At 73.4% G+C, this 24446-nt stretch carries 26 protein-coding genes; 15 read left to right on the top strand and 11 right to left on the bottom strand.

Annotation, left to right across the window (positions count from 1 at the left end; translation table 11 throughout):
• Positions 1-109 precede the first annotated feature (109 nt).
• From AB0412_RS33895 to AB0412_RS33850, 10 genes are all read left to right on the top strand, one after another.
• On the top strand, positions 110-1534 hold the full coding sequence (locus AB0412_RS33895) for a CoA transferase (protein WP_366406444.1): 1425 nt from the start codon (positions 110-112) through the stop codon (positions 1532-1534).
• Positions 1535-1670: 136 nt separating this feature from the next.
• Positions 1671-2678 carry a CopD family protein gene (locus tag AB0412_RS33890; RefSeq protein ID WP_366406443.1) on the top strand — a complete coding sequence of 336 codons (1008 nt, stop codon included), beginning with the start codon at positions 1671-1673 and terminating at the stop codon, positions 2676-2678.
• A gap of 79 nt (positions 2679-2757) precedes the next feature.
• Positions 2758-3741, top strand: a complete 984-nt coding sequence (locus tag AB0412_RS33885) for a DEDDh family exonuclease (protein ID WP_366406442.1) — start codon at positions 2758-2760, stop codon at positions 3739-3741.
• Between the two features lie 101 nt (positions 3742-3842).
• On the top strand, positions 3843-4076 hold the full coding sequence (locus tag AB0412_RS33880; RefSeq protein ID WP_366406441.1) for a hypothetical protein: 234 nt from the start codon (positions 3843-3845) through the stop codon (positions 4074-4076).
• Positions 4077-4148: 72 nt separating this feature from the next.
• The gene (locus tag AB0412_RS33875; protein ID WP_366406440.1) at positions 4149-4940 is read left to right on the top strand and encodes an SURF1 family protein; all 792 of its coding nucleotides are present in this window, start codon (positions 4149-4151) and stop codon (positions 4938-4940) included.
• Between the two features lie 243 nt (positions 4941-5183).
• Positions 5184-6746 carry a sodium:solute symporter gene (locus AB0412_RS33870; RefSeq protein ID WP_366406439.1) on the top strand — a complete coding sequence of 521 codons (1563 nt, stop codon included), beginning with the start codon at positions 5184-5186 and terminating at the stop codon, positions 6744-6746.
• A complete protein-coding gene (locus AB0412_RS33865; RefSeq protein WP_366406438.1) occupies positions 6743-7393 on the top strand; it encodes a sigma-70 family RNA polymerase sigma factor in 651 nt (216 codons plus the stop codon). The genes AB0412_RS33870 and AB0412_RS33865 overlap by 4 nt, the downstream gene beginning before the upstream one ends.
• 197 nt (positions 7394-7590) lie before the next feature.
• On the top strand, positions 7591-7848 hold the full coding sequence (locus AB0412_RS33860; protein WP_366406480.1) for a hypothetical protein: 258 nt from the start codon (positions 7591-7593) through the stop codon (positions 7846-7848).
• 33 nt (positions 7849-7881) lie between these two features.
• Positions 7882-9666 (top strand): glycoside hydrolase family 15 protein, encoded by a 1785-nt coding sequence (locus AB0412_RS33855; RefSeq protein WP_366406479.1) that lies wholly within the window; start codon positions 7882-7884, stop codon positions 9664-9666.
• Positions 9667-9671: 5 nt separating this feature from the next.
• Positions 9672-10427: an SDR family oxidoreductase gene (locus AB0412_RS33850; RefSeq protein WP_366406437.1), complete on the top strand. Its 756-nt coding sequence runs from the start codon at positions 9672-9674 to the stop codon at positions 10425-10427.
• 80 nt (positions 10428-10507) lie between these two features.
• Here AB0412_RS33850 and amaP read toward each other — a convergent pair whose 3' ends face one another.
• From amaP to AB0412_RS33825, 5 genes are read right to left on the bottom strand one after another with little or no spacing between them, the layout of a single operon-like run.
• On the bottom strand, positions 10508-11095 hold the full coding sequence (gene amaP / locus AB0412_RS33845; protein ID WP_366406436.1) for an alkaline shock response membrane anchor protein AmaP: 588 nt from the start codon (positions 11093-11095) through the stop codon (positions 10508-10510).
• A complete protein-coding gene (locus tag AB0412_RS33840) occupies positions 11092-11706 on the bottom strand; it encodes a DUF6286 domain-containing protein (RefSeq protein WP_366406435.1) in 615 nt (204 codons plus the stop codon). Before AB0412_RS33840 ends, amaP begins: the two co-directional genes overlap by 4 nt.
• Positions 11703-12077 carry a hypothetical protein gene (locus AB0412_RS33835; protein ID WP_366406434.1) on the bottom strand — a complete coding sequence of 125 codons (375 nt, stop codon included), beginning with the start codon at positions 12075-12077 and terminating at the stop codon, positions 11703-11705. Before AB0412_RS33835 ends, AB0412_RS33840 begins: the two co-directional genes overlap by 4 nt.
• A gap of 5 nt (positions 12078-12082) precedes the next feature.
• Positions 12083-12268 (bottom strand): hypothetical protein, encoded by a 186-nt coding sequence (locus AB0412_RS33830; RefSeq protein ID WP_366406433.1) that lies wholly within the window; start codon positions 12266-12268, stop codon positions 12083-12085.
• Between the two features lie 34 nt (positions 12269-12302).
• Complete coding sequence (locus tag AB0412_RS33825; protein WP_366406432.1) at positions 12303-12794, bottom strand: Asp23/Gls24 family envelope stress response protein; 492 nt, start codon at positions 12792-12794, stop codon at positions 12303-12305.
• 69 nt (positions 12795-12863) lie between these two features.
• Here AB0412_RS33825 and AB0412_RS33820 point away from each other — a divergent pair, with 69 nt between their 5' ends.
• Positions 12864-13634 (top strand): nucleopolyhedrovirus P10 family protein, encoded by a 771-nt coding sequence (locus AB0412_RS33820; protein WP_366406431.1) that lies wholly within the window; start codon positions 12864-12866, stop codon positions 13632-13634.
• A gap of 169 nt (positions 13635-13803) precedes the next feature.
• Here the strand turns inward: AB0412_RS33820 and AB0412_RS33815 are convergent, their stop codons facing one another.
• The 3 genes from AB0412_RS33815 to AB0412_RS33805 all read right to left on the bottom strand — a co-directional run bounded on the left by AB0412_RS33815 (position 13804) and on the right by AB0412_RS33805 (position 16949).
• Positions 13804-14607 carry an enoyl-CoA hydratase/isomerase family protein gene (locus AB0412_RS33815; protein ID WP_366406430.1) on the bottom strand — a complete coding sequence of 268 codons (804 nt, stop codon included), beginning with the start codon at positions 14605-14607 and terminating at the stop codon, positions 13804-13806.
• Positions 14608-14759: 152 nt separating this feature from the next.
• Positions 14760-14981 carry a helix-turn-helix domain-containing protein gene (locus AB0412_RS33810; protein WP_003976983.1) on the bottom strand — a complete coding sequence of 74 codons (222 nt, stop codon included), beginning with the start codon at positions 14979-14981 and terminating at the stop codon, positions 14760-14762.
• 369 nt (positions 14982-15350) lie between these two features.
• Positions 15351-16949, bottom strand: a complete 1599-nt coding sequence (locus tag AB0412_RS33805; protein WP_366406429.1) for an ABC-F family ATP-binding cassette domain-containing protein — start codon at positions 16947-16949, stop codon at positions 15351-15353.
• 256 nt (positions 16950-17205) lie between these two features.
• On the opposite strand from AB0412_RS33805, the gene AB0412_RS33800 reads away from it, so the two are divergent.
• Positions 17206-17619 (top strand): VOC family protein, encoded by a 414-nt coding sequence (locus AB0412_RS33800; protein WP_366406428.1) that lies wholly within the window; start codon positions 17206-17208, stop codon positions 17617-17619.
• A gap of 49 nt (positions 17620-17668) precedes the next feature.
• Here AB0412_RS33800 and AB0412_RS33795 read toward each other — a convergent pair whose 3' ends face one another.
• The 3 genes from AB0412_RS33795 to AB0412_RS33785 all read right to left on the bottom strand — a co-directional run bounded on the left by AB0412_RS33795 (position 17669) and on the right by AB0412_RS33785 (position 21641).
• A complete protein-coding gene (locus AB0412_RS33795) occupies positions 17669-19063 on the bottom strand; it encodes a hypothetical protein (RefSeq protein WP_366406427.1) in 1395 nt (464 codons plus the stop codon).
• Between the two features lie 133 nt (positions 19064-19196).
• The gene (locus tag AB0412_RS33790; protein WP_366406426.1) at positions 19197-20324 is read right to left on the bottom strand and encodes an alpha/beta hydrolase; all 1128 of its coding nucleotides are present in this window, start codon (positions 20322-20324) and stop codon (positions 19197-19199) included.
• Positions 20325-20909: 585 nt separating this feature from the next.
• The gene (locus AB0412_RS33785; protein WP_366406425.1) at positions 20910-21641 is read right to left on the bottom strand and encodes a class II aldolase/adducin family protein; all 732 of its coding nucleotides are present in this window, start codon (positions 21639-21641) and stop codon (positions 20910-20912) included.
• A 194-nt stretch (positions 21642-21835) separates the two neighbouring features.
• On the opposite strand from AB0412_RS33785, the gene AB0412_RS33780 reads away from it, so the two are divergent.
• From AB0412_RS33780 to AB0412_RS33770, 3 genes are all read left to right on the top strand, one after another.
• The gene (locus AB0412_RS33780; protein ID WP_366406424.1) at positions 21836-22591 is read left to right on the top strand and encodes a lysozyme; all 756 of its coding nucleotides are present in this window, start codon (positions 21836-21838) and stop codon (positions 22589-22591) included.
• Between the two features lie 185 nt (positions 22592-22776).
• Entirely contained in the window at positions 22777-24030 is a 1254-nt protein-coding gene (locus AB0412_RS33775; protein ID WP_366406423.1) for an inorganic phosphate transporter, read from the top strand.
• Positions 24031-24074: 44 nt separating this feature from the next.
• On the top strand, positions 24075-24296 hold the full coding sequence (locus AB0412_RS33770) for a hypothetical protein (RefSeq protein ID WP_184763609.1): 222 nt from the start codon (positions 24075-24077) through the stop codon (positions 24294-24296).
• The last annotated feature ends 150 nt before the right edge of the window (positions 24297-24446 follow it).

The following is a 24446-nucleotide window of genomic DNA, read 5'->3' as shown; positions in this document are numbered from 1 at the left end:
TGAGAGCGGGGGCCGGTGGCTTGTCCGGCCCCCGCTCCTCTGCGCGGCGGTCGCGCGCATGTTGATCGAATCAGCCTCGCGTCAGCACTGCATGGTGCAGTGTGCAGTCATGACTGTCATGCCTGATGTCTCGTCCGCGTGGTCGGCGCTCGGGGGCGATCCCGCCCTCCTCGCGCGCGTGTCGACCGTCGAGCGGCCCGGCGTCCTGCACGCGCGGCTGCCGGTGCGGGAACTGGCGCGGGCCTGTGTGGGCGCTTGTGCGCTGGCCGCCGCGGAGCTGGGTGCGCGGCGGGCGGGGACGGACGAGGTGCCGGCGGTGCGGGTGGACGACGGCGCCGTGGCGACGGCGTTCGTCAGCGAGCGGCATCTGCTGGTGGACGGGCGGGCGCCGGTGAACTTCGCGCCGCTGTCGCGTTTCTGGCGGACGGCCGACGGGTGGGTGCGCACGCACGCCAACTACCCGCATCACCGGGCCCGGCTGCTGGCCGCGCTGGGCGTGCCCGAGGACCCGGCAGCGGTGGCGGCGGCGCTCGCCGAGCGCTCCGCGCGTGAGGTCGAGGAGACCGTGTACGCGCGCGGGGGCCTGGCCGTGGCGCTGCGTACGCCCGGGGAGTGGGCGGCGCACGCACAGGGTGCGGCCGTGGCGGGGCGCCCTCTGGTGGAGCACGGGCGCCTGGACGCGGCCCGCACGCGTGCGTTCACGTCCGTGCGCCGGGACCCTCTGCTGCCCGCCGCCGGGGTCCGGGTGCTGGACCTCACCCGGGTCATCGCGGGACCGGTCGCCACCCGCACCCTCGCCCTGCTGGGCGCGGACGTGCTGCGCCTGGACTCCCCGCGGCTGCCCGAACTTCCCGACCAGCACGCCGACACGGGCTTCGGGAAGCGGTCCGCGCGGCTGGACCTGCGGGCCGACCGGCGTGCCTTCGAGGAGCTGCTCGCGGCGGCGGACGTCGTCGTCACGGGTTACCGGCCGGGCGCCCTGGACCGCTTCGGGCTGACCCCCGAGGCGCTCGCCAAGCGCAGGCCCGGGGTGGTCGTGGCCCAGCTGTCGGCGTGGGGCGAGGGCGGGCCGTGGGGCGAACGGCGCGGCTTCGACAGCCTGGTGCAGGTCGCCACGGGCATCGCGGCGATCGAGGGCTCGGCGCGGCAGCCGGGCGCGCTTCCGGCGCAGGCGCTCGACCACGGCACGGGGTACCTGCTCGCGGCGGGGGTGCTGCGTGCGCTGACCGAGCAGGGGGACGAGGGCGGCAGCCGCTTCGTACGGGTGGCGCTGGCACGGACGGCCGGGTGGTTGCTGGAGGGAGCGGCCGGGCGGCTGCCGGAAGGGGCGGCCGAGCCGCTGCCGGAAGGGGAGGGGCCGGCGGGAGGGCTGTCCGAGCCGGCCGAACCGTCCCCGGATGCCTGGCTCGCGGAGCGGGAGAGCCCCCTGGGGAGACTGCGGTACGCCCTGTCTCCGGTGTGGTTCGCGGGCGCGCCCCGTGACTGGGAGCGACCGCCGGGCCGTTGGGGAGCGGATCCGGCGCGGTGGCCGTGAGTACACGGTGACCACGCGGTGAGCGCCCAGGCAGTCCGGGTCGAAATGTGGGCGAAGCATGACCAAACCTGTCATCCATGCCCCCGATTTCTCCCCGGACTTGCCCGGTTCTGTGCGCGCTTGTGAAGATCCTGGGGTGACTCTGACCAAACCCAGGTCCGGGGCGACCGGTGCGCACCGGGGCGCACGGCGTTCCGGCACCTGCCGGGCCGTCACCGTGATCGTGCTGGTGGCGCTGGCCGCGCTCATACCGCTGCTCGGCCCGTCCCCCGCGCTGCACGGCACCGGGGAGGCCGCAGCGCCCGGCACCGGCGGCATAGCACTGCTGCGCACGGTGCTGTTCGCGGCGCTGGCGATACCCGTGGGCGAGCTGTTCGCGAACCGGCTCGCCCGATCCGTGCCCGGCGCTCCCCCGGCCGTGCCCCGCAGTTGGTCCGCCGCGGCCTGCTGGGTCGGCTTCGCGGCGGCCCTCGGACTCGCCTCCGTCGTCGCCACCGGCAATCTGATTCCCGGCAGCCCGGCCGACATCGACGTGGGCGGGCTGTACGCCTCCCGGGACGGCAAGCTGGCCCTCCTGGAGGTCAACGGCTTCCTCGCGGCGGCTCTGTGCGCCGGCTCCTCCCGTCCGGCCACGCAGGCCCTGCCGCTGGCCGCGGTCGTCGTCGCGGAGGCGCTGCGCGCCCATCCGACGACCGAGTACAGCCCTCTGATCGGCTCCGGACTCACCCTGGTCCACCTGACCTGCGCGTCGCTGTGGGTCGGCGGCCTGCTGCACGTGCTGCGCACCCTGCGGCAGTGGCGGGGCGCGGAGGGGGGCAGCGCCCTGCTGGGGCTCTACGCGCGCGTGGCGGCCTTTCTGCTGGCCGCCATCACCGCGACAGGCGTGTGCAGTTCACTGCGCCGCATGCCGGCCGGGACGATCCTGGAGCAGCTGACGGCGACGGCGTACGGGCGGGTGCTGCTCGCCAAGGTGATTCTGATGGTGGGCGTCGCCGCGCTCGCCCTGTGGGCCCGGATCCGGCTGGCCCGCGCGAGCGATCCGCTGACCGCCTGCTCTCCCGCACGCGCCGAGGTGTACGCACTGGCGCTGGTGGTCGCGGTGTCGGGTCTGCTGACCGCGCTGCCCGTTCCGATCCGTTGGTGAGAGCGACGTTCGAACGGGGGCGCGGCGCGCGGCACCTGACGGTCGGGGCTGTCAGTCGTGGCCCGTATCCTCGTGAACCATGCTCGACGACCTGACGACCGCAGCGTCCTCCCCCACCGCGTGGCCGGCCGCGTATCCCCAGGGATACGCGGTCGTTGACGTGGAGACCACGGGGCTGGCCCGGGACGACCGCATCATCTCGGCGGCCGTGTACCGGCTGGACGCACGCGGCGAGGTCGAGGACCACTGGTACACGGTGGTCGATCCCGAGCGCGATCCTGGACCGGTGTGGATCCACGGGCTGACGAGCGAGGCACTCCAGGGCGCGCCCCTCTTCCGTGACATCGCCGGGGAGTTCGCGACCCGTCTGGAGGGCCGGGTGCTCGTCGCGCACAACGCCGTCTTCGACTGGCAGATGATCGCCCGCGAGTACGCCCGCGCCGGCGCCGAGGCCCCGGTGAAGCAGCGGCTGTGCACCATCGCGCTCGCCAAGGAGCTCGCGCTGCCGCTGCCCAACCACAAGCTGGAGTCGCTCGCCGCGCACTTCGGCGTCGTCCAGCGCCGGGCGCATCACGCGCTGGACGACGCGCGGGTGCTGGCCGAGGCGTTCCGGCCGAGTCTGCGGACCGCGGCGGCGAGGGGCGTACGGCTGCCGCTGCACGAGTGCCGGCCGCTGACGGAGTGGACGGACCGCCCCCTGATCGGCCGTCAGCCGGGGCCGGGCGGCTACCGGCCGTCCAGTTGGCGCCCGTCCCGCAAGCGGCCTGCGTGCCCCTATCCCAACCCGGGCCGGTACGAACCGGGCAAGCGACTCAAGCAGGGCATGCGGGTCGCCTTCTCCGGTGACACCTCCGTGGAGCGGGAGCTGCTGGAGGACCGGGCGACCGCGGCCGGACTGCATGTCGCCGGCAGCCTGTCCCGGCTGACCAGCCTCCTGGTGACCAACGACCCGGAGTCGGGCACGTCCAAGGTGGTCAAGGCACGGCAGTACGGCACCCCGGTCGTGGACGAGGCGGCGTTCGGCCAGCTGCTCGGGGACGTCGAGCCCGCGTCGGAGGGCTGACCGGAGCGCCGGGCGGGCCGGACCGTACGGACGGGTGATTGCCGGGCGACTCGCCCGCCGCCCGCTCGCCCGCACCGGGCGGACGGCTCACCCTGTGGCGCATGGCGACATGTGAAGTGTGCGGCAACAGCTACGGAATGACCTTCGAGGTGCACGCCCAGGGCGCGGTCCACGTCTTCGACTGCTTCTCCTGCGCGATCCACCGCATGGCCCCCATCTGCGAGCACTGCAGGGTGCAGATCATCGGCCAGGGCGTGGAGGCCGACGGCCACTGGTACTGCGGGGCGCACTGCGCCCGCGCGGAGGGAAAGGTGGGCATCGTCGACAAGGTGTGAGACACGGCACGGGCGCCGTGCGAGGACGTACCCGGCTGAATGCACCCCACGACCGAGTTGTACGGTCGTGGGGTGTACCGCTTCCTGTTGTCCCGCCAGTGGGTGATCATCACGCTGGTCGCCCTGCTCCTCGTACCCACGATGATCAGGCTGGGCATCTGGCAGATGGACCGCTACCACGAGCGCTCGGCCCGTAACCAGCTGGTCGCGGACGCGCTGGCCGCGCAGCCGGTCCCGGTCGAGGAGCTCGCCGCCCCGGGACACGCCGTGACCCGCACCGAGCGGTACCGCACCGTGACCGCCACAGGTCACTTCGACACCGAGGACGAGGTCGTCGTCCGCCGCCGCACCAACGCCGACGACCAGGTGGGCTTCCACGTGCTGACCCCGTTCGTGCTCCGCGACGGCAGGATTCTGCTGGTCAACCGGGGCTGGGTCCCCGGAGCGAGCCAGACCGCCTTCCCCGAGGTCCCCGCGCCGCCGAGCGGCGACATCACGATCAAGGGCCGGCTCATGCCCGACGAGACGACCGAGGCGAGCGGCATCAAGAACCTCGAGGGCCTGCCCGAACGGCAGATCATGCTGATCAACAGCGAGCAGGAGGCCCGGCGCCTCGACGCCCCCGTGCTCGGCGGCTATGTGGCGCAGACGGCCCCCGAGCCGAAGGGCGACATCCCGGAACAGCTGGGGAATCCCGGCAACGAGAACGCGGCGCTGAACTACGCGTACGCCCTCCAGTGGTGGCTGTTCGCCGCGGCCGTGCCGGTCGGCTGGTTCGTGCTGGTGCGCCGTGAGGCCCGGCAGCGGGCACAGGCGGTGGCCGGGGAGAAGGACGCCGAGGACGCGCAGCCGGCGACGGTGTAGCCCAGCCGGTGTGGCCCAGCCCGGCGGACACATGCCGTGACCGGTGAGGCCCGCTGGGTGGCCGGCCCGTGCCGCCCCTCCCGATGACCGGAAGTCTGTGCGAGGCTTGCGGCCGGCCGGAGGTGGTTGACGCGGCAACGACCGTTCGGACGGCGACCGGTTTTCCGGCCGGTTCCTGTCATCCGGACGGGCGCTCCGCGCAACTCTCCCCCGAGGGCACAGGCACACCAAGGACGGTGACCCATGGCCGACGGCGCCATGACCGCGACGTTCCTCGCCGTGATCGGCGGGGCGTCGCTGCTCGCCGTCACCGCGCGGCGGCTCAGGCCGAGCGAGCAGCTGCCCTCGCTGGAGGGCTGGGCGCTGGCCGACCGGAGCCTCGGAGCGGGCTGGACCTGGCTGCTGCTCGGCGGCACGATCTACACCGCGTACACCTTCACCGCCGTGCCGGGACTGGCGTACGGAAACGGCGCCCCCGCCTTCTTCGCGGTGCCGTACACGGTGATCGTCTGCCCGCTCGCCTTCGTGCTGCTGAGCCGGCTGTGGAGCGTGGCCCGGCGGCACGGCTATGTCACGGCGGCCGACTTCGTGCGCGGCCGGTACGGGTCGCCGCCGCTGGCGCTGGTGGTGGCGCTGACCGGGATCCTGGCGACGATGCCGTATCTGGCGTTGCAGTTGCTCGGCATCCGCGCGGTGCTCGCCGCGGGCGGGCTGTACCCGCGCGGGGCCACCGGCGACCTGATCATGGTGGCGCTGTTCGCGGGGCTGGCGGTGGCCACCTACCGGCACGGGCTGCGGGCGCCCACGGTGATCGCGGCGCTCAAGGCGGTGGCCGTCTTCGTCTCGCTGACCGCCGTGTGCTGGCTGGTGCTGCGCCGGTTCGGCGGGCCCGGCGCGGTCTTCGACGGCGCCGGGCGCGCCCTCGGCGGCACCGACGCGGCACACTCGCCGCTGATGCTCACCGCCGGGCAGCAGCCCGCGTACGCCACGCTCGCGCTCGGCTCCGCGCTGGCGCTGCTGATGTACCCGCATGTGCTCACCGCCGGTTTCGCCGCCGACACCCCGCGCACCCTGCGGAAGGTGTCCGTGGCGCTGCCCGCCTGGACGGCGCTGCTGGCGCTGTTCGGGTTCCTCGGTATCGCCGCCCTGGCGGCCGGGGTGCGGGCGCCCGAGGGCGGGGCCGAGGCGGCCGTGCCGATGCTGGTCGACCGGCTGATGCCGGGGCCGCTCGCCGGGCTGGTGTTCGGCGCGATCGTCGTGGGCGCGCTGGTGCCTGCGGCGGTCATGTCGATCGCCGCCGCGACGAGCTTCGTGCGGAACGTGTACGTCGAGTACGTCCATCCCACCGCCACGCCCAAGCGGCAGGTGCGGATCGCCAAGGCGGTGTCGCTCACCGCGAAGCTGGGGGCGGTCGCGTTCGTGTTCGGACTGCGCGACCAGGACGCCATCAACCTCCAGTTGCTCGGCGGGGTGTGGATACTGCAGATCTTCCCGGCCGTCGCCGTCGGCCTGTACACGCGGTGGCTGCATCCGCGGGCGCTGCTCGCCGGGTGGGCGGTGGGCATGGTCGCCGGGACGTATCTGGTGGTGCGCGAGGGGTTCTCCTCGATCGTGCCGCTCGACCTCGGCACCGGACCGCTGGAGATCTACGCCGGTGTCGCCGCCCTGCTGCTCAATCTGACCGTCGCCGTGGCCGGCACCGGGGCGCTGCACCGCCTCGGTGTGCCGTGCGGCGGCGACGCCACCGACCTGCCGTCCCGCCTGATGCCCAGGCGCCACCCGGAGACGGGAGCGAACACCTCGTGAGACGCAGACAACATCCTCAGGCCGCCACCCTGCCGCCGAACCCGGTACCCGCCCCGGCCGCTCCCCCGGCCCCGGCGGTCCCGGCCGCTCCCCCACCGCCCGCCCCGCCCACGCCGGCGCCCGCACCACTGCCGTCCGCCGTCACCGATCCGGACGAGCTGGAGCGGGAGGCGGGTGTCGCCCGGCTGTTCGAGCTGCACTACTCCTCGATGCTGCGCCTGGCCGTCCTGCTCGGCGCCGACGACCCGGAGAACGTGGTGGCCGAGGCGTACTACCAGATCTACCGCAAGTGGCGGCGGCTGAAGGACGTGGCCGCGGCGGAGGCGTATCTGCGCTCCACCGTCTGCAATCTGACCCGGATGCGGATACGCCACCTCCAGGTCGCCCGCCGACTGACGGAGAACCCGCCGGACGAGACGGTCGCCTCCGCGGAGAACACCGCGCTGCTGCGCGACGACCAGCGGGTGCTGATCGACGCGCTCCAGCAGCTGCCCACCCGGCAGCGCGAGGCGCTGGTGCTGCGGCACTGGCTCGGGCTGAAGGAGTCCGAGATCGCCGCCGCCATGGGCATCACCTGCGGCTCCGTCAAGACGCACACCTCACGCGGCATCGCCGCGCTCACCCAGGCGATGGAGGCCCGGCGATGACGCATCGAGATGCGACTCCGTCGCGTGGCACCAGCCCGGACCGCACGGGCCACGACCGCGCCGAGCCCCGGCCCCCGGGCACGGAGAGGCGCACCGAGAAGGGCATGGAACGGGGCACGGGACCGGGCAGGGACAAGGGCACGGCACAGGGCACCGAACCGGGCACGGACCCGGACACGGAACGCACCGAGCGGGAACTGCGCGACGCCCTGGCGGCCCTGGCCGGCGGCGTGCTGCCCGACCCCGACGCCTACCGCACCGCGCGTGGCGAGTGGCTGCGCCGGGAACGCCGGCGGCGCCTCGTCCTCACCGTGCTCGTGGCCGTCGTGTTCACCCTGGCCACCCTCATCGGCCTGTGGGTGCTCAACCAGGCCCCCTCGGACCCCGGCGTCATCTTCTCCGGCAACGGTTCCCCCTCCGCCGACGGACCGTCACTCCCCCGGCCGCAGCCCTGATTGCCACCCCCGATGGCCGGGCATCCGCTCCTCGTGCATCGCATCGAGGACTACGCGCTCATCGGCGACGAACAGACCGCCGCCCTGGTCGGCACGGACGGCTCGGTCGACTGGCTGTGCCTGCCCCGCTTCGACTCGGCGGCCTGCTTCGCAAGGCTCCTCGGTGACGAGAACAACGGCCACTGGCGCATCGCCCCGGTCGGTGCGGACCGGTGCGTCCGCCGCGCCTACCGCCCCGACACCCTCGTGCTGGACACCGAGTGGGAGACCGACGAGGGGGCGGTCCGCGTCACCGACCTGATGCCCCAGCGCGACCGCGCGCCCGACCTGGTGCGCATCGTGCAGGGGGTGCGCGGTGAGGTGACCGTCCGCAGCACGCTCCGGCTGCGCTTCGACTACGGCTCGGTCGTGCCCTGGGTGCGCCGGTCCGACGGCCACCGAGTGGCGGTGGCCGGGCCGGACTCGGCGTGGCTGCGCAGCGAGCCGGAGGTGCGCACCTGGGGCGAGGACCAGGGCACGCACTCGGAGTTCACGGTGCAGGAGGGCGAGCGGGTCGCGTTCGTCCTCACCTGGCACCCCTCCCACGAGGCGCGCCCGCCGCTGATAGACCCGTACTCCTCGCTGCGGCACAGCGTCGCGGACTGGCGCGCGTGGGCCTCGCGCTGCCGCTACGACGGCCCGTACCGGGACGCGGTGGTCCGCTCGCTGATCACCCTCAAGGCACTCACCTACGCGCCGACCGGCGGCATCGTGGCCGCGCCCACCACCTCGCTGCCGGAGGAGCCGGACGGGGTGCGCAACTGGGACTACCGGTTCTGCTGGCTGCGCGACTCCACCCTCACGCTGAACGCGCTGCTGGCCGCCGGGTACCAGGAGGAGGCGGAGGCGTGGCGCAACTGGCTGCTGCGCGCGGTCGCGGGCGATCCGGCGGACCTGCAGATCATGTACGGCGTGGCGGGCGAGCGGCGGCTGCCCGAGTTCGAGCTGCCGTGGCTGGCCGGTTTCGACGGCGCCCGTCCGGTGCGGATCGGCAACGACGCGGTGAACCAGCTCCAGTTGGACGTGTACGGCGAGGTCATGGACTCGCTGGCGCTGGCCCGGCGTTCCGGGCTGTCCCCGCAGCCGGACATATGGGCGCTGCAGACGGTCCTGATGAACTTCCTGCGCTCCGCCTGGCGGCAGCCGGACGAGGGGCTGTGGGAGGTGCGCGGCGGCCGGCGCCACTTCGTGCACTCCAAGGTGATGGTGTGGGTGGCCGCCGACCGCGCGGTGCGCACGCTGGAGGAGCACCCCGACTTCGACGGCGACCTCGACGGCTGGCGCGAACTGCGCGACGAGGTGCACCGGGAGGTGTGCGAGAAGGGGTACGACCCCGAGCGGAACACCTTCACCCAGTCCTACGGATCGCGGGAGCTCGACGCGGCGCTGCTGCTGATCCCGCGCGTGGGTTTCCTGCCGCCGGACGACCCGCGGGTGCTCGGCACGATCGACGCGATCCGGGAGGAGCTGGGGCAGGGCGACGGCCTGCTGCGCCGCTACACCTCCGACGCCAGGACCGTCGACGGGCTGCCCGGCGAGGAGGGCACGTTCCTGGTGTGCTCGTTCTGGCTGGCGGACGCCCTGCACATGACGGGCAGGACGAAGGAGGCACGCGAGCTGTTCGAGCGGCTGCTGGGGCTCGCCAACGACGTGGGTCTGCTGGCGGAGGAGTACGACACGGTGGGTGGCCGGCTGCTCGGCAATTTCCCGCAGGCGTTCAGTCACATCGGCCTGGTGAACACCGCCCTCGCCCTGTTCGGGGGCGAGGAGGCAGGATAGGGGCCATGGATCTTGGACTGAAGGACCGGGTGTACGTCGTCACCGGGGCGACCCGCGGGCTGGGGCACGCCGCCGCGCGGGAGCTGGTCGCCGACGGGGCGAAGGTGGTCGTCACGGGGCGGGAGGAGAAGAACGCCGTCGAGGCGGCCGCCGCGCTGGGCCCGAACGCGGTCGGCGTCGCGGTCGACAACGCCGACCCCGAGGCGCCGGCGCGGCTGATCGCGACCGCGCGGGAGCGCTTCGCCCGCCTCGACGGCGTCCTCGTGAGCGTGGGCGGGCCGCCGCCGGGGTTCGTCGCCGACAACACCGACGAGCAGTGGCGGGCGGCGTTCGAGTCGGTGTTCCTCGGCGCGGTACGGCTGGCCCGGGCCGCGGCGGCGGAGCTGTCCGAGGGCGGCGTCATCGGCTTCGTGCTGTCCGGCTCGGTGCACGAGCCGATCCCGGGTCTGACCATCTCCAACGGGCTGCGCCCCGGCCTGGCCGGCTTCGCCAAGTCCCTCGCGGACGAGCTGGGGCCGCGCGGCATCCGCGTCGTCGGCCTGCTGCCCGGCCGTATCGACACGGACCGGGTGCGCGAACTGGACTCCCTCTCCGCCGACCCGGAGGCCACCCGGCGGGCCGCCGAGTCCCGTATCCCGCTGCGCCGCTACGGCACCCCGGAGGAGTTCGGCCGCACGGCGGCGTTCCTGCTCTCCCCGGCGGCGTCCTACCTCTCGGGTGTGATGCTGCCGGTGGACGGCGGCTTCCGGCACGGGTTCTGAACGAGCCGGCGGCGTCAGCCGACCCGTTCCGCGCGGTGCGTGCAGCGTCAGCCGACCCGTTCCGCGCGGTGCGTGCAGCGTCAGCTGACCCGTTCCGCGCGGTGCCGGACGCCCCGCAGCCGTACCTCCGTCGGCAGGGCGGCGAGCCCCGCCGAGTCGCGGGCGTGGGCCACGGCCCGGGTCGTGAGGTCGTCCAGGGCTGTCCCGGGATCGACGTGCGGTGCCAGGGACAGCCGCACGTGGGTCTCCGGGGCGTGGCGCCGCCCCGTCAGGTGGACGTGGGCCTGTTCGACGCCGTCCAGGTGGCTCGTCTCCTCGGCGAGGACGTGTTCCAGGGCCCGGCCGTGCAGCACCGCGCCCTCGCCGTCCCCGGTGTCGACGAAGATCTGGGCGAGCCGTCGCCGGCGCAGCACCGCGACCAGCCACCACAGAGCGAGCAGTACCAGGACGGCGAGGGCGGCGATGACGACCGGCCACCACCAGCCCTCGTCCCGCCAACGGGTCCGCTCCGCCTCGCTCAGCAGCACGTCGTCCCGCCCGTCGTGCAGCCACCAGGAGGGTGCCGGTGCGCCCAGTCCGATGGCCAGCACGGAGCCGCCGAGGGCGACAAGGACCAGGCCCGCGAGGCCGAGCAGAACACGGTTGACGCCCCGGAGCATCGCCCTCACCCCTTCCGGCCCGGCCGCCGCACCCTGACCGACGGCGCGGGCGGCCGGGCCAGCCCCAGCCCGCGCACCGCGTCGGCGAGTACGGCGTCCAGGTCGTCGCGTACGTCGTCCAGTTCACGGAAGTGCGACACCGCGCGGACGTCGGCCCGGCGCCGCTTCACCCGCACCCGCACCGACTGCACACCGGCGACCTCCATGGCCCGGTCCCGCAGCACCATCGCGGCCGCGTCGCGGTGCAGCCCGGCGCGTACGTCGGGGTGGGTGCGGCGCATCGGGAGCAGGCGCCGCAGTCCGGGGGTCAGCGCCAGCAGGAGCAGCCAGAGCCCGAGGGCGGCGGCGACGCCGGCGCCGACCAGCACCCAGATGTCGTCCAGGGGCCGTTCGGCCAGTTGCCGGGACAGATCCCGGCGCCAGCTCATCGCGGGCCGGTCGGCGCGCACCGCGGCGATGTCGTACAGGAACGCGCCCGCGATCAGCAGGACCAGCAGCGCGAGCAGTCCGGCGGGGACGCGGCGCGCCGACCAGAAGCGCCGGCGCTCCTTCGTTCCCGCCTCGGGCGGCGGCGAGGACGCGGGGCTCTTCTCCAGGATCGTGCCCGTGGGTTCGCTCATCGCGTCCTCCCCTGTGCCGCGGCGAGTGCCGCCGCCAGGTGCAGCCGCTCCACGTGGACGACGACCTCCGGCACGTGCATGCCGGCCAGCGCGCCCACCCTTTCGGTCACATGGCGGCGCACGTGCCCGCAGCGTCCGCCGATGTCGGTGGGGTAGTCGAGCTCGACATGGACCCGCACGCGGGCGGTGTCGTCGTGCACGACGACGGTCGCGTGCGGCGGCGCGGCGTCCGGGTGCAGCGCGCCGACGGCCTCGCGGGCCGCCTGGGAGGCGATCTTCGCGACCACCCGGTCGGCGATCCTGGTCGCTCCGCGCTCGCCCGGCGCGACGGCGGCCGGCGCCGCGGCGAGCTCACCGGCCCCCGTGCTCATGCGCGTCACCGCCGCCGTTCGTTGCGAGGACGGAAGAAGTCGCCGAGCTCGTAGTCCCCGTCGAGGAACCGCCCGACCACGAACCCGACGGCTCCCAGCGCCGCCACCAGCAGAAAAGCCCCGAATCCGCCGAAGTACCCGGCGAAGCCCAGCGCCATGCCGGCGATCATGCCGACCACGGCCATGCTCATGGTGCGCTCCTCAGTTCCTCAGTCGGGGTGTGTCTCACTGGAGCCGGGACTCCGGTTCCTCTTCCTCCTCGTCGGGCAGTTTCACATCGCTGACGGCGATGTTGACCTCGACGACCTCCAGACCGGTCATCCGCTCCACCGCCGCGATGACGTTCTCCCGCACGTCCCTGGCGACATCGGAGATGGAGACGCCGTAGTCGACGACGATCTCCAGGTCGAGGGCGGTCTGCACCTCGCCGACCTCGGCCTTCACCCCGCGCGTCACGGACTTCGAGCCGCCGGGCACGCGGTCGCGCACGGCCCCGAAGGTCCGGGACAGCCCGCTGCCCATGGCGTGCACGCCGTCCACGTCCCGGGCGGCCAGTCCGGCGATCTTCTCCACGACCCCGTCGGCGATGGTGGTGCGTCCGCGGGTCGCGGGATCGCCGCCGCCGCGCCGGGTGCCGCCCTTGCGCGCGGAGCCCTCCTGAAGGGTCTTCTCCGTTTCGGAGGCCCGGGTCGAGGCCCCCTCGGTCATGTCGGTCATCGCCGTTACGTCCCTTCGGTCGTCCTCCTTCGACCACCGTATGCGCGGTTGCGTTGTCGCGCGCCAGGGATGCGGCAGGCTGGAGGAATGACGACGGCGGACCGGTGGACTCAGACAGTGCGACGGCAGCTGGGGCTGGGCAGGTTCCTGCCCCTGGGCGGCCCGCGTGACGGCGCGTGGATCGCGGAGCGGGCGGCCGAGTCGGTGCTACGGCGAGCGGTGGCCCGGGAGGTGCCGGGTGTACGCCTGGACGCCGTGCGGATCGCGCTCGCCGATCCGGAGGGCGTGAGCGAGCCGGTGGTGCCGCCCCCGCCGAGTGCGCCGGCACCGGGTCCGCTGCGCCTGACGGCGGAGTTCGCGGCGACGGCGTCGGCGTCCGAGCCGCTGCCGGGCACGGCGGGACGCCTGCGGGCGGCGCTGGCGCAGGCCGCGCAGGAGCGGATCGGGCTGACGGTCGCGGAAGTGGACCTGCGGGTGACGGACCTGCTGGAGGGCGCGCCGGAGCCACAGCCGAGTGGTGGCGCCGCGCCTGACGACACCGAGGAAGAGTCCGAGGAGTTCCAGGCCGCCGCCCCCGCCGACTCGGACGAGAGCCGAGTGGCTGCGGCGGCCCTCGCAGTGCCCGGGGTGTCCCGGCTGACGGGCACGTTGGGCCGCCCGGTGCACCTGACGGAGCAACCCGGCACGGCGACCGCGCTGCCCCACCGCCACGCACGCGTGGACCTCGCGGTCCGAGCGGACCACCGCCCCCTGGAGGTGGCCCGAGCGGTCCGCATGGCGGTATCGGAAGCACTGCCGGATCACCCGACGGTGGCGGTCCTGGTGACAAGGCTCGACTGAACGAGCGCCCGGAAGGGGCGCGGGGCGGTGTCCGTATGCGGCTCCGCCGCGCGGGCGCGACCAGCCCCGGACGGCCCGCACCGTCCCTCGGCGAAGGGTGGTTTCGCTTGTCCGCGCTCGCGGGGTGCCGCAGGCGTCCCGCGGCTGTCGCCGCTGCCCCCGGCCAGGGTTATTCGCCGAGCCCCGCCAGATCACGCAACCGGCGGGCCTGGGCCGCGCGTTCGGCGGTGCGCTGCTCCTCGTAGGTGCGGCCCTGGGCGCCGCGCAGGAGCGCCTTGGTCTCGATGACGGCGTCGCGAGGAGCCGCGAGGAGTGCGGAGGCGAGGTCGCTGACCGCCGCGTCCAGTTCCGCCGCGGGCACGGCGACGTTGGCCAGGCCGGTGTTCACGGCCTCCTCGGCCATGACGAAGCGGCCGGTCGCGCAGATCTCCAGCGCGCGGGCATAGCCGACGAGTCCGACCAGCGGATGCGTGCCGGTCAGGTCGGGGACGAGGCCCAGGCTGGTCTCGCGCATGGCGAACTGCACGTCGTCGGCGACGACCCGCAGGTCACAGGCCAGGGCCAGCTGGAAACCGGCCCCGATCGCGTGCCCCTGGACGGCCGCGACGGACACGATGTCGCTGCGCCGCCACCAGGTGAACGCCTCCTGGTACTCGGCGATGGTCGCGTCCAGCGTCGCGTCGTCGCCGCGCGCGAGGTCGATGAACGACGGCTCGCCGTCGAAGCCCTCGGGCGTGAACGCCTGCCGGTCGAGCCCCGCGGAGAAGGACTTGCCCTCACCGCGCAGCACGACGACCCGGACGGAGCCCGGCAGCAGCCGGCCGGCCTCGGTCAGCGCCCGCCACAGAGCGGGGCTCTGCGCGTTGCGCTTGGCCGGGTTGGTCAGCGTCACCGTGGCGATCGCGTCGTCGACGGTGAGCCGTACGCCGTCCTTGTCGAGTACCGGACCGAGGTCCTGGGCGGGCGAAGCCATGGGGCGCCTCCGATGGGTGCGGTCGTCTTCCGTGCCGTACGGCGACGGGCTCGCGCCCATCCTGCGGCACAGCTAAGTGACTGCACAGTAACCACCCAGCCGGTCAGTCGGCCGACCGGGTGGCCACCATCGGGGACGTGGGGCGCCAGGGATCAGGCCGACGTGGCCTTCTTGCCCCGTGTCGCCCCGCCACGCCCTCGCAGCGTGACGCCCGACTCGCTCAGCATCCGGTGCACAAAGCCATACGAGCGGCCGGTCTCCTCGGCCAACGCCCGGATGCTCGCACCGGCGTCGTACTTCTTCTTCAGGTCTGCCGCGAGCTTGTCGCGCGCGGCGCCGGTCACCCGGCTGCCCTTCTTCAGAGTCTCGGCCACCCGTGCCTCCTCATGGGAAGTGCGCTCTGGTCTTCTCATGATCACCCCTACCGGGCTTCATGGCCACCCATTCGGCAAGGTCCGTGAGACAAGGTTGTGACGACAGGAGCCCATCCCCACATACGGAATGCGGGATTCCATCCGGTCTCGGCCATACCGCCGAACGGGTTCTTCCGCGAAGCGCCAGGTCAGAAAGACGCGACGGCCGAGCCCCGGTCCATCGGGGGCTCGGCCGCGAAATCCGTGTAGGACACACCTCGGTACGAGGAGATCTCACACAGATGATGGATCACGGATGGGCCGAATGATCCATACGCCGTTGATCACGGCCCGGATCACGGTCCCGACCACGCTTCCCTCGCGATGCGGTCAGGCGAGGGCGACGAGGTCCGCGTAGTCGGCACCCCACAGGTCCTCGACACCGTCCGGCAGCAGAATGATCCGCTCCGGCTGCAGCGCCTCGACCGCGCCCTCGTCGTGAGTGACGAGGACGACCGCGCCCTTGTAGGTGCGCAGCGCGCCCAGGATCTCCTCACGGCTGGCCGGGTCGAGGTTGTTGGTCGGCTCGTCGAGCAGCAGCACGTTGGCCGAGGAGACCACGAGCGTCGCGAGGGCCAGACGGGTCTTCTCGCCGCCGGAGAGCACCCCGGCGGGCTTGTCGACGTCGTCGCCGGAGAACAGGAACGAGCCGAGCACCTTGCGGACCTCGACGAGATCCATGTCGGGCGCGGCCGAGCGCATGTTCTCCAGGACCGTGCGATCGGGGTCGAGGGTCTCGTGCTCCTGCGCGTAGTAACCCAGCTTCAGCCCGTGGCCGGGCACCACGGCGCCGGTGTCGGGCTGCTCGACTCCCGCGAGCAGCCGCAGCAGGGTGGTCTTGCCCGCGCCGTTCAGCCCGAGGATGACGACCCTCGAGCCCTTGTCGATGGCCAGGTCGACGTCGGTGAAGATCTCCAGCGAGCCGTACGACTTCGACAGGCCCTCGGCCATCAGCGGGGTCTTGCCGCAGGGCGCGGGCTCGGGGAAGCGCAGCTTGGCGACCTTGTCGGACTGGCGGACCTCCTCCAGACCGGCGAGCAGCTTCTCCGCGCGGCGGGCCATGTTCTGCGCGGCGACCGTCTTGGTGGCCTTGGCGCGCATCTTGTCCGCCTGGGCGTTGAGCGCGGCGGCCTTCTTCTCGGCGTTCTGTCGCTCCCGCTTGCGGCGCTTCTCGTCGGCCTCGCGCTGCTGCTGGTAGAGCTTCCAGCCCATGTTGTAGATGTCGATCGCCGCGCGGTTGGCGTCCAGGTAGAAAACCTTGTTGACGACCGTCTCGACCAGGTCGACGTCGTGGGAGATCACGATGAAGCCGCCGCGGTAGGTCTTGAGGTAGTCGCGCAGCCAGATGATCGAGTCGGCGTCGAGGTGGTTGGTCGGCTCGTCGAGCAGGAGGGTGTCCGCGTCGGAGAACAGGATCCGGGCCAGCTCGATACGGCGGCGCTGACCGCCGGAGAGCGTGTGCAGGGGCTGGCTCAGCACCCGGTCGGGCAGCTTGAGCGCGGCGGCGATGGTGGCGGCCTCGGCCTCGGCGGCGTACCCGCCCTTGGTGAGGAACTCGGTCTCCTGGCGCTCGTACTGCTTGAGCGCCTTCTCGCGGGTCGCGCCCTGGCCGTTCGCGATGCGCTGCTCGTTCTCGCGCATCTTGCGGATCAGCACGTCGAGGCCGCGCGCCGAGAGGATGCGGTCGCGGGCGAGCATGTCGAGGTCGCCGGTGCGGGGGTCCTGCGGGAGATAGCCGACGTCGCCGGAGCGGGTGACGGTGCCGGCGGCGGGGATGCCCTGGCCGGCGAGGACCTTGGTGAGGGTGGTCTTGCCGGCGCCGTTGCGGCCGACCAGGCCGATGCGGTCGCCCTTGGCCACGCGGAACGTGGCGTTCTCGATGAGGACGCGGGCACCGGCGCGCAGCTCGATGCCGGAAGCGGAGATCACTGGTCAGACTCCAGAGCGGGTGGGTGGCGGGATGGGCGGCTGAGGTCGTTCCCGCCGTCTAATGCGCAAGGAGAATGGCCATGCGGACCATTCTAACGGGGCCGTGCAAGCACTTTTTCCGTGCGCGGGTGGCGCCCGGCAGGTCCGGGGGTCGTTGTCAGTGGCCGGTGCAAGACTGGGCGGCAGCTGGAAATGGCCGGTGTTGTCCGGTGATCTCCGGTGTGTTCTGCGGCGACGACACAAGGGAGTGATCGTGATGGCAGGCACGGGCGGCGGGCGTCCGAGCATCTTCCCCACGCTGCTGTACGCGGACGCGAAGGCGGCGATCCGGCAGCTCACCGAGGCCTTCGGGTTCACGGAGCTGTCCGTGTACGAGGGTGAGGACGGCTCGGTAATGCACGCGGAGCTGGTGCAGGGCAACGGCGCTGTGATGCTCGGCTCGAAGGGCCGCGGCGGGGTCTTCGACACGGCGATGAAGGACGCGGGCCCGGCCGGGGTGTACATCGTGGTGGACGACGTCGACGCGCACCACCGGCGCGCGGTGGAACACGGCGCGGAGATCCTGATGCCCCCGACGGACCAGGACTACGGCTCGCGGGACTACATGGCCCGGGACCTCGAGGGCAACATCTGGAGCTTCGGCACGTACGCGCCGGAGATCAGGGCCTGAGGGCCGCCTGCCCGCTGGGGCCCGCCCGGGTCGTGAGCGGGCCGGGGCGTCAGCCGCCGGTGTGCACCTGGAAGGCGGCTCGGCGGACGGCCTTGGCCAGAGCGGGGTCGGGGTGTGCGGCGGCGAGCGCGACCAGGACCTGCACGGTGCGCGGGTGTCCGACGGCCCGCACCTCGCTCAGCAGCGCGGGGACGGTCGGCTGCACGGCGGACTCCAGGTGCCGTACCAGCATCGGGGCCTCGCCGTGGTCGGCCACGGCGGCGGCGGTGTCGACCCACAGCCAGGTGGCCTCCTCCCGGGTGAGGACCTCGTGGGCGTCCTCGGGGTCGGCGCCGTCGTGCTCGGCGAGCCACAGCAGGGCGTAGGGCCTGAGGGCGGGTTCGTCGAGGACCGCGCGGACCTCGGGTTCGGCGGGGGCGCCGACCACGCGCAGCGCCTCGAAGGCGAGGCCGCGCAGCAGGGCGTCCTCGCCGCGGGCGGCGCCGATCAGCTCCGTGACGGCGCTGCCGACGGGGCGGGCGGCGAGCCAGGCGCGGTACTCGGCGCGGGCGGCGTTGGGCCGTAGCTGGGCGCAGCCGCGCAGCATGTCCTCGGCGCTCTGCTCGATGTTCCCGGCGGGGCTCTGGGCGGCCACGCAGATCTGCTCCAGCTTGACCCAGACCGCCCAGCTGCCGAGCGGGGTGAGCGTGGCCTGCCCGTCGCCGTAGGTGAGCGCGCCCACGGAGGCGAGGGCCCTCAGGGCCCAGTCGAGCAGCGGCTCGAGCGGGGTGTCGGGGGGTTCCGGTGCGACGGGTGCGGGCCGGGGCGCGTAGTCGATCTCGCAGCGTTCCGTGCGGAGTTCGGTGACGCGCTGGCGCAGCAGGTCGAGGAGTTGCGGCACGGGGACGGGGCCGGCGGAGAGCTGGAGGAAGGAGAGCACCTGCGGCATGGCCGAGACGACCTCGGCGACGGCGGCGGGCTCGTGGTCCTCGGGCTCGGGGTGCGCGAGTGACCAGGCGTCGAAGAGGGCGACCCAGCCGCGCAGGACGGCGCTGTCGTCGCGGTCCCACGCGCGCAGCCGCCAGCCGGGGCGGGCACTGTCGCCGTGCACCTCGACGAGGCCGGCGAGACGTGCGGTGTCCCAGTCGGCGCGCACCTGGGCGGGGGTCAGGCCGAGATCCCGGGCCGCGCGCTCGGCGGTCGCGTCGGAGAGGGTCGCCTTGCCGTCACCGCCGGCGCTGCCGCGGCCGGGGCCGAGGGCGGTGTCGGCCCAGCGGGCGACACGGACGGCACCGGCCAGTTGGGAACGTGCCATTCCGGCCAGTGCCGCGGGTGCGGGCGTGCCCTCCGGGGGGCGCGGCGCGGGGCGGCGCGGGCGCCGGTGGTTCATCGCTCTGGGGGCGGCGGCCAGGGGTCGCGGGCGGACGAGTCGAAGCCTGGAGTCGCGCGGGATACGGGACGTCACGGGTGCAGTCTTCCGGTTGACGGTCCGAAAACCCAAACGGAATGTCACCGGGGGCGAGGGAGAGGGCCAATGCACAGGCCCGGGGGTGCGGTGAGGGCGAGCGATCAGGCCACCGGGCGACCGCCAACCGGAATCACATCAGGGGAGTGAGGAAACGGCGGAGGGCTTCCTCGTAGGCCTCGGGGTCGGCGTTCCACATGGCGGCGTGAGGAGCGTCCATGACCGGGTGCAGGGTGACCGTGTTCGGGTGGGCGTCGGCCAGCCGGCGGGAGAGCTCCCAGGGGGCCACCTGGTCGCCCGGGCCGTGGAAGACGTGGGTGGGGACGGCGATGCGGTCCAGGCGGACGGCGTCGGGGTCGCGCTCGCCGTACAGGCCGGTGCGGCCCTGGGCGGCGCGGACCGCGAGCGGCAGCAGGGGACCCGGGGTGCGGCGGGCGGCGGCGAGGGCGCGCAGGGTCGCCTCCCAGCTGAGCACCGGCGAGTCCAGGACGAGCCCGGCGATGCGCTCGCGCAGGGCCGAGCGCGCGGCGGCGCGCAGGGCCATGGTCGCGCCGGTGGACCAGCCGAGCAGCACCACCTGCCGGGCGCCGGAGTCCACGGCGTGGTGGATGGCGGCGTCCAGGTCGCGCCACTCGGTCTCGCCGAAGTGGTGCAGTCCGTCGGGTGGGCGCGGTGCGCCCTGGTCGCCGCGGTAGGCGAGGGCGAGGACCGGGAAGCGGTGGCCGTGCAGGAACTCCATGATGTTCATGGCGTGTTCCCGGGTGGCGGCGAGGCCGTGCACCGCGATCACCCAGGTGCCCCGCGCACCCGGCACGAACCAGGCCGGCAGCGGGCCGAGCTCCCCCGGGAGGGCGAGGTCGGTGTACTCCAGCCCGAGGGCGGAGCCGGGGTCGCCGACGTACAGGTTGGGCACGAGCCAGGCCCGGTCGCCGGGCTCCAGCGTGCCGTGCGTGACGCGTTCGAGGCGGCGGACGACGGTGTCGGCGGAGGGCGAGGCACCGGCCAGCACGGGTCCGACCACCGCGTGCGACCCGTCGCCGGCGAGCCCGTAGCGACCGGGGCGCAGCGCCGCGAGGTCGCGGGTGAGACTGATCTGCCCGGCGGCGGTGCCGTGCACGGTGAGCCGGGGTTCGGTGGGCAGCGGTCTGCCCGGGGGCGCCTTGAGGGCGGCGTCGCTGGCGAGCCGGCCGGCGGCCACGGCGGCGGCACCGGCCCCTATCACGGCGGAGACGGCAGCGGCCGTCGCTCTGACAGTGCGCACCCCCTCAGTGTCCCGGCGCACCGACCCCCCGGCCAGTGGGCGGCCCACGGGGAGTGACGGGCGCCGGGCGGGCGACGCCGGGTATCGGCCACGGAGGGACACCGGCCCGTCGGCTCCGGGTCCCGCGTCTCCCGAGGGCCCGGTCTCATCCCCGGGCCCGGCCTCAGCCCGGATCCCGGCCCCTCCTCGGTCCCGGCCCCTGCTCGGTCCCGGCCTCAGCCTGGGGTCGCGTCTCTCCCCCCGTGTCCCGGCCTCAGCCCCGGATCCCGGCCTCACCCCCGGATCCCGGCCTCACCCCCGGATCCCGGCCTCGGCCCCCCGGGTCGCGTCTCCCTCCCCGGCGCCGCTCTCTCCCCCAAGTCCCGGCCTCAGCCCCGGATCCCGGCCTCAGCCCCCCCCCGGGTCGCGTCTCTCTCCCCCGGCTCCGCTCTCTCACCCAAGTCCCGGCCTGACCCGTCGCGTCTCCCCCCGGGTCTCGGCCTCTCCCCCGGCTCGGGTCTCTCCCCGGGCCCGACCTCACCCCAGGTCCCGACCTCACCCCGTGTCCCGGCTTCAGCCCCGTTCGATCTCCCCCGGGCCCCAGTCTCAACCGCGCTGCCCGTACCCCCGCAGGCGTTCGCTCACCTCGTCCAGTTGTTCCCGTGACAGCAGGCTCGGCGACCGGCCGGGGACGCTGGAGGCGGTCAGCCACACTCGGCACATCCACTCCAGCTGGGCCGTGCGGTCGTAGGCCTGGGACAGGGTCGTGCCGTAGGTGATCGTGCCGTGGTTCTGGAGCAGGCAGCCGGTGCGGCCGGCCAGGGCGTGGAGCATGTTCTCGGCCAACTCGTCCGTGCCGTACGTCGCATAGCGGGCAACCCGGACGGGGCCGCCGAGGGCCGCGGCCATGTAGTGGATCAGCGGGAGCTCGTCGACGAGCGTGGAGACGGCCGTCGCGTGCACGGCGTGGGTGTGCACGATCGCGCGGGCGCCGGTCGCGCGGTACACAGCGAGATGCATGGGCAGCTCGCTGGTGGGGACCAGCGTGCCGAGGACCTGCCGGCCGTCGAGATCGACCCCGGTGACGTCGTCCGGCGTCAGCCGGTCGTAAGGGACCCCCGACGGCGTGACCAGGACCGTTTCGCCTACGCGCACGGAGACGTTGCCGGACGTGCCGACGACCAGGCCCTCGGAGACGGTCCGGCGCGCGGTGTCCACGAGGTCCGCCCAGGCCCGCGTCTCCTCCGCGTCCGCACGCCGCCCCCGCGACTCCCCCATGTCTCCCACACCGTCCCGGCGGTCCCCGGCGTCACGCTGGTTCGTTCGCTGCTCAGCCATGCCGCGATCCTGCCAGCCGTCCTCGTGGGCCACCGCCTGGCCGGGGCACTTTAGGCCGGAAGGCGACCCTCCGTAAGGGGGCACACCCGCCCATAACGCCCCGGCAGCAACCTTGGCCGGAGATCGTCTCGCATTCAACGATCTTCCAGTAGCGTCGGGGCGGTCTCGTGCACGTCGCCATTCCGGGGGGAAGCATGGCCCGTGATCACATACCGCCGTCCCGGCCGCGCCGCCGCCGGCTCCTCACTGCCTGCGTGGCCGCGCTCGCGCTCGGCGGCACCGCCCTCGCCGAGGTCCCGGCCGCGGCGGCGAGCCGTCCGAAGGGGCACGACGTCTCGTCGCACCAGACGAACGTGAACTGGGCGTCCGCTAGGTCCAAGGGCGCCCGGTTCGTCTACGTCAAGGCGACCGAGTCCACCACCTACCGCAACCCGTACTTCACACAGCAGTACAACGGCTCCCGCAAGGCCGGGATGATCCGCGGCGCCTATCACTTCGCACTGCCGCACAAGTCGTCCGGCAAGTCCCAGGCCGCGCACTTCGTACGCAACGGAGGCGGCTGGAGAGCGGACGGGTGGACGTTGCCGCCCGCGCTCGACATCGAGTACAACCCGTACGACAAGAAGCACAAGTGCTACGGGCTGAGCAAGGCACGCATGACCGCCTGGATCCGCTCGTTCAGCAACGAGGTCGTCCGGCTCACGGGCCGCCGCCCGGTGATCTACACGACCACCCACTGGTGGAACACCTGCACCGGGGGCAGCCGCGCCTTCGGCCGGGACCACGCTCTGTGGATCGCCCGTTACAGCAGGTCGGGCGCCGGTGCCCTGCCGGCCGGCTGGTCGTCGTGGACCTTCTGGCAGTACGACAACGGCGGCACGCTGCCGGGTGACCAGAATCTCTTCAACGGTTCTCTCGATCGACTGAGGACCTTCGCGCGGGGCCGCTGACGGCCGCCGACCGCTCCATTGCGGGGCCGGCGCCCTGCCGCCCGTACGGCACGGCGCCGCCCCGCCATCCGGCGGAACAGCAACCGCCTCTTCCGGTCACCACCAAGCCCCTCCCAGTTCATCTTCCGTTCACCCTGGTTACCTACGTTCGACCAGCCAATGACCTCGAACGATTGCCTGGGTAAATGGAAAGCTTCTCGCTGATCCTCGCGATTGTGGTGGTAACCGCACTCGCGTTCGATTTCACGAACGGTTTCCACGACACCGCGAACGCGATGGCAACGACCATTTCGACCGGTGCGATGAGGCCCAAGGCGGCAGTGGCCATGTCCGCCGTCCTGAACCTCGTCGGTGCTTTTCTCTCGGTGGAGGTCGCCAACACGATCTCCAAGGGTCTCGTCGACGAGACCGGCATCCGTCCCGAGGTCATCTTCGCCGCACTGGTCGGCGCGATCCTCTGGAACCTCCTCACCTGGCTGGTCGGCCTTCCGTCCAGCTCCTCGCACGCCCTCATGGGCGGTCTGATCGGCGCCACCGTCGCCTCGGCGGGCCTCGGCGCGGTGCACGGCGACGTGCTGGTCACCAAGGTGCTGATCCCCGCGATCGCCGCCCCGCTGGTCGCCGGCATCGCAGCGATGTTCGCGACCCGGCTGACCTACCGCCTGGGCAGGAAGGCCGACGGCGAGGCGTCCAAGAAGGGCTACCGGGCCGGGCAGATCGCCTCCGCCGGTCTGGTCTCCCTGGCCCACGGCACCAACGACGCCCAGAAGACGATGGGCATCATCACCCTCGCCCTGGTCGCCGGCGGCACTCTCGCTCCCGACTCCGACCCGCCCCTGTGGGTCATCCTGTCCGCGGGCATCGCCATCGCGCTCGGCACCTACCTCGGCGGCTGGCGCATCATCCGCACCATGGGCAAGGGCCTCACCGACCTCCAGCCGCAGCAGGGCTTCGCCGCCCAGACCAGCGCCGCGACGGTCATCCTGGCCTCCTCCCACCTGGGCTTCTCGCTGTCCACCACGCACTCCGTGTCCGGTTCGGTGATGGGCGCGGGCCTCGGCCGCAAGGGCGGCGTGGTCCGCTGGTCGACCGCCACCCGGATGTTCGTCGCCTGGGGTCTGACGCTGCCGGCCGCCGCCCTGGTCGCGGCGCTCGCCGAGTGGGTCTGCGGCTTCGGTGACTGGGGCACCGCCCTGGTGGCCGTCTTCCTGGTCGCCTCCAGCGCGGCGATCTGGAAGATCTCCCGGCGCGAGGTCGTCGACCACACCAACGTCAACGACACCGGCACCCCGGCCGACGAGCCGACCGGCGTGGTCACCCAGGCCATCGCCGCGGTGACCCCGCCGCCCGCGGGCACCGTGTCCGAGGACCTCGCGGCCACGATCGCGGCCCCCGCCGCCACCGACTCGACGGCCCCGCCGGCGAAGACCACCGTCTGACCGCGACCCGGTCCGGTACGAAGGCATCAGAAGGAAGTAGAGCAATGAAGATCGACTGGGCGGCCCTCGGTTCCGTCTTCGGCGTCAGCCTCGTGGTCACCGTGGCGCTGGTGGGCCTGTTCACCCTCGGCATCACCGGCCTGTCCCGCCGCGAGCGGGCCGCCGCGCAGGGCCAGTCCGCGGCCCTCGCGGTCACCGGCGCCTACGCCTGCTTCGCCGCCTGCGCGGCGGCGGTGGGCTACGGGATCTATCTGATCATGGCCTGATCCCGGGCCGGCTCCGGCCATCTCCGTCCGACGGGTGGTGCGAGGCGACGCCTCGCCCCCCCCCGCGGCGGTGCCACACCCCCACCCCCCCGGGGGGCGGAAGCCACAAAAGCCGACCACGTGAAAGGGAAAGTTTCGGGCCGTACGCAC

This window comes from Streptomyces sp. NPDC052012, from assembly GCF_040689265.1.
In the GTDB taxonomy this organism is placed as follows: Bacteria; Actinomycetota; Actinomycetes; order Streptomycetales; family Streptomycetaceae; genus Streptomyces.
Note: the sequence above shows the minus strand (reverse complement) of the source record. Positions and strands in the feature narration are given on the sequence as shown.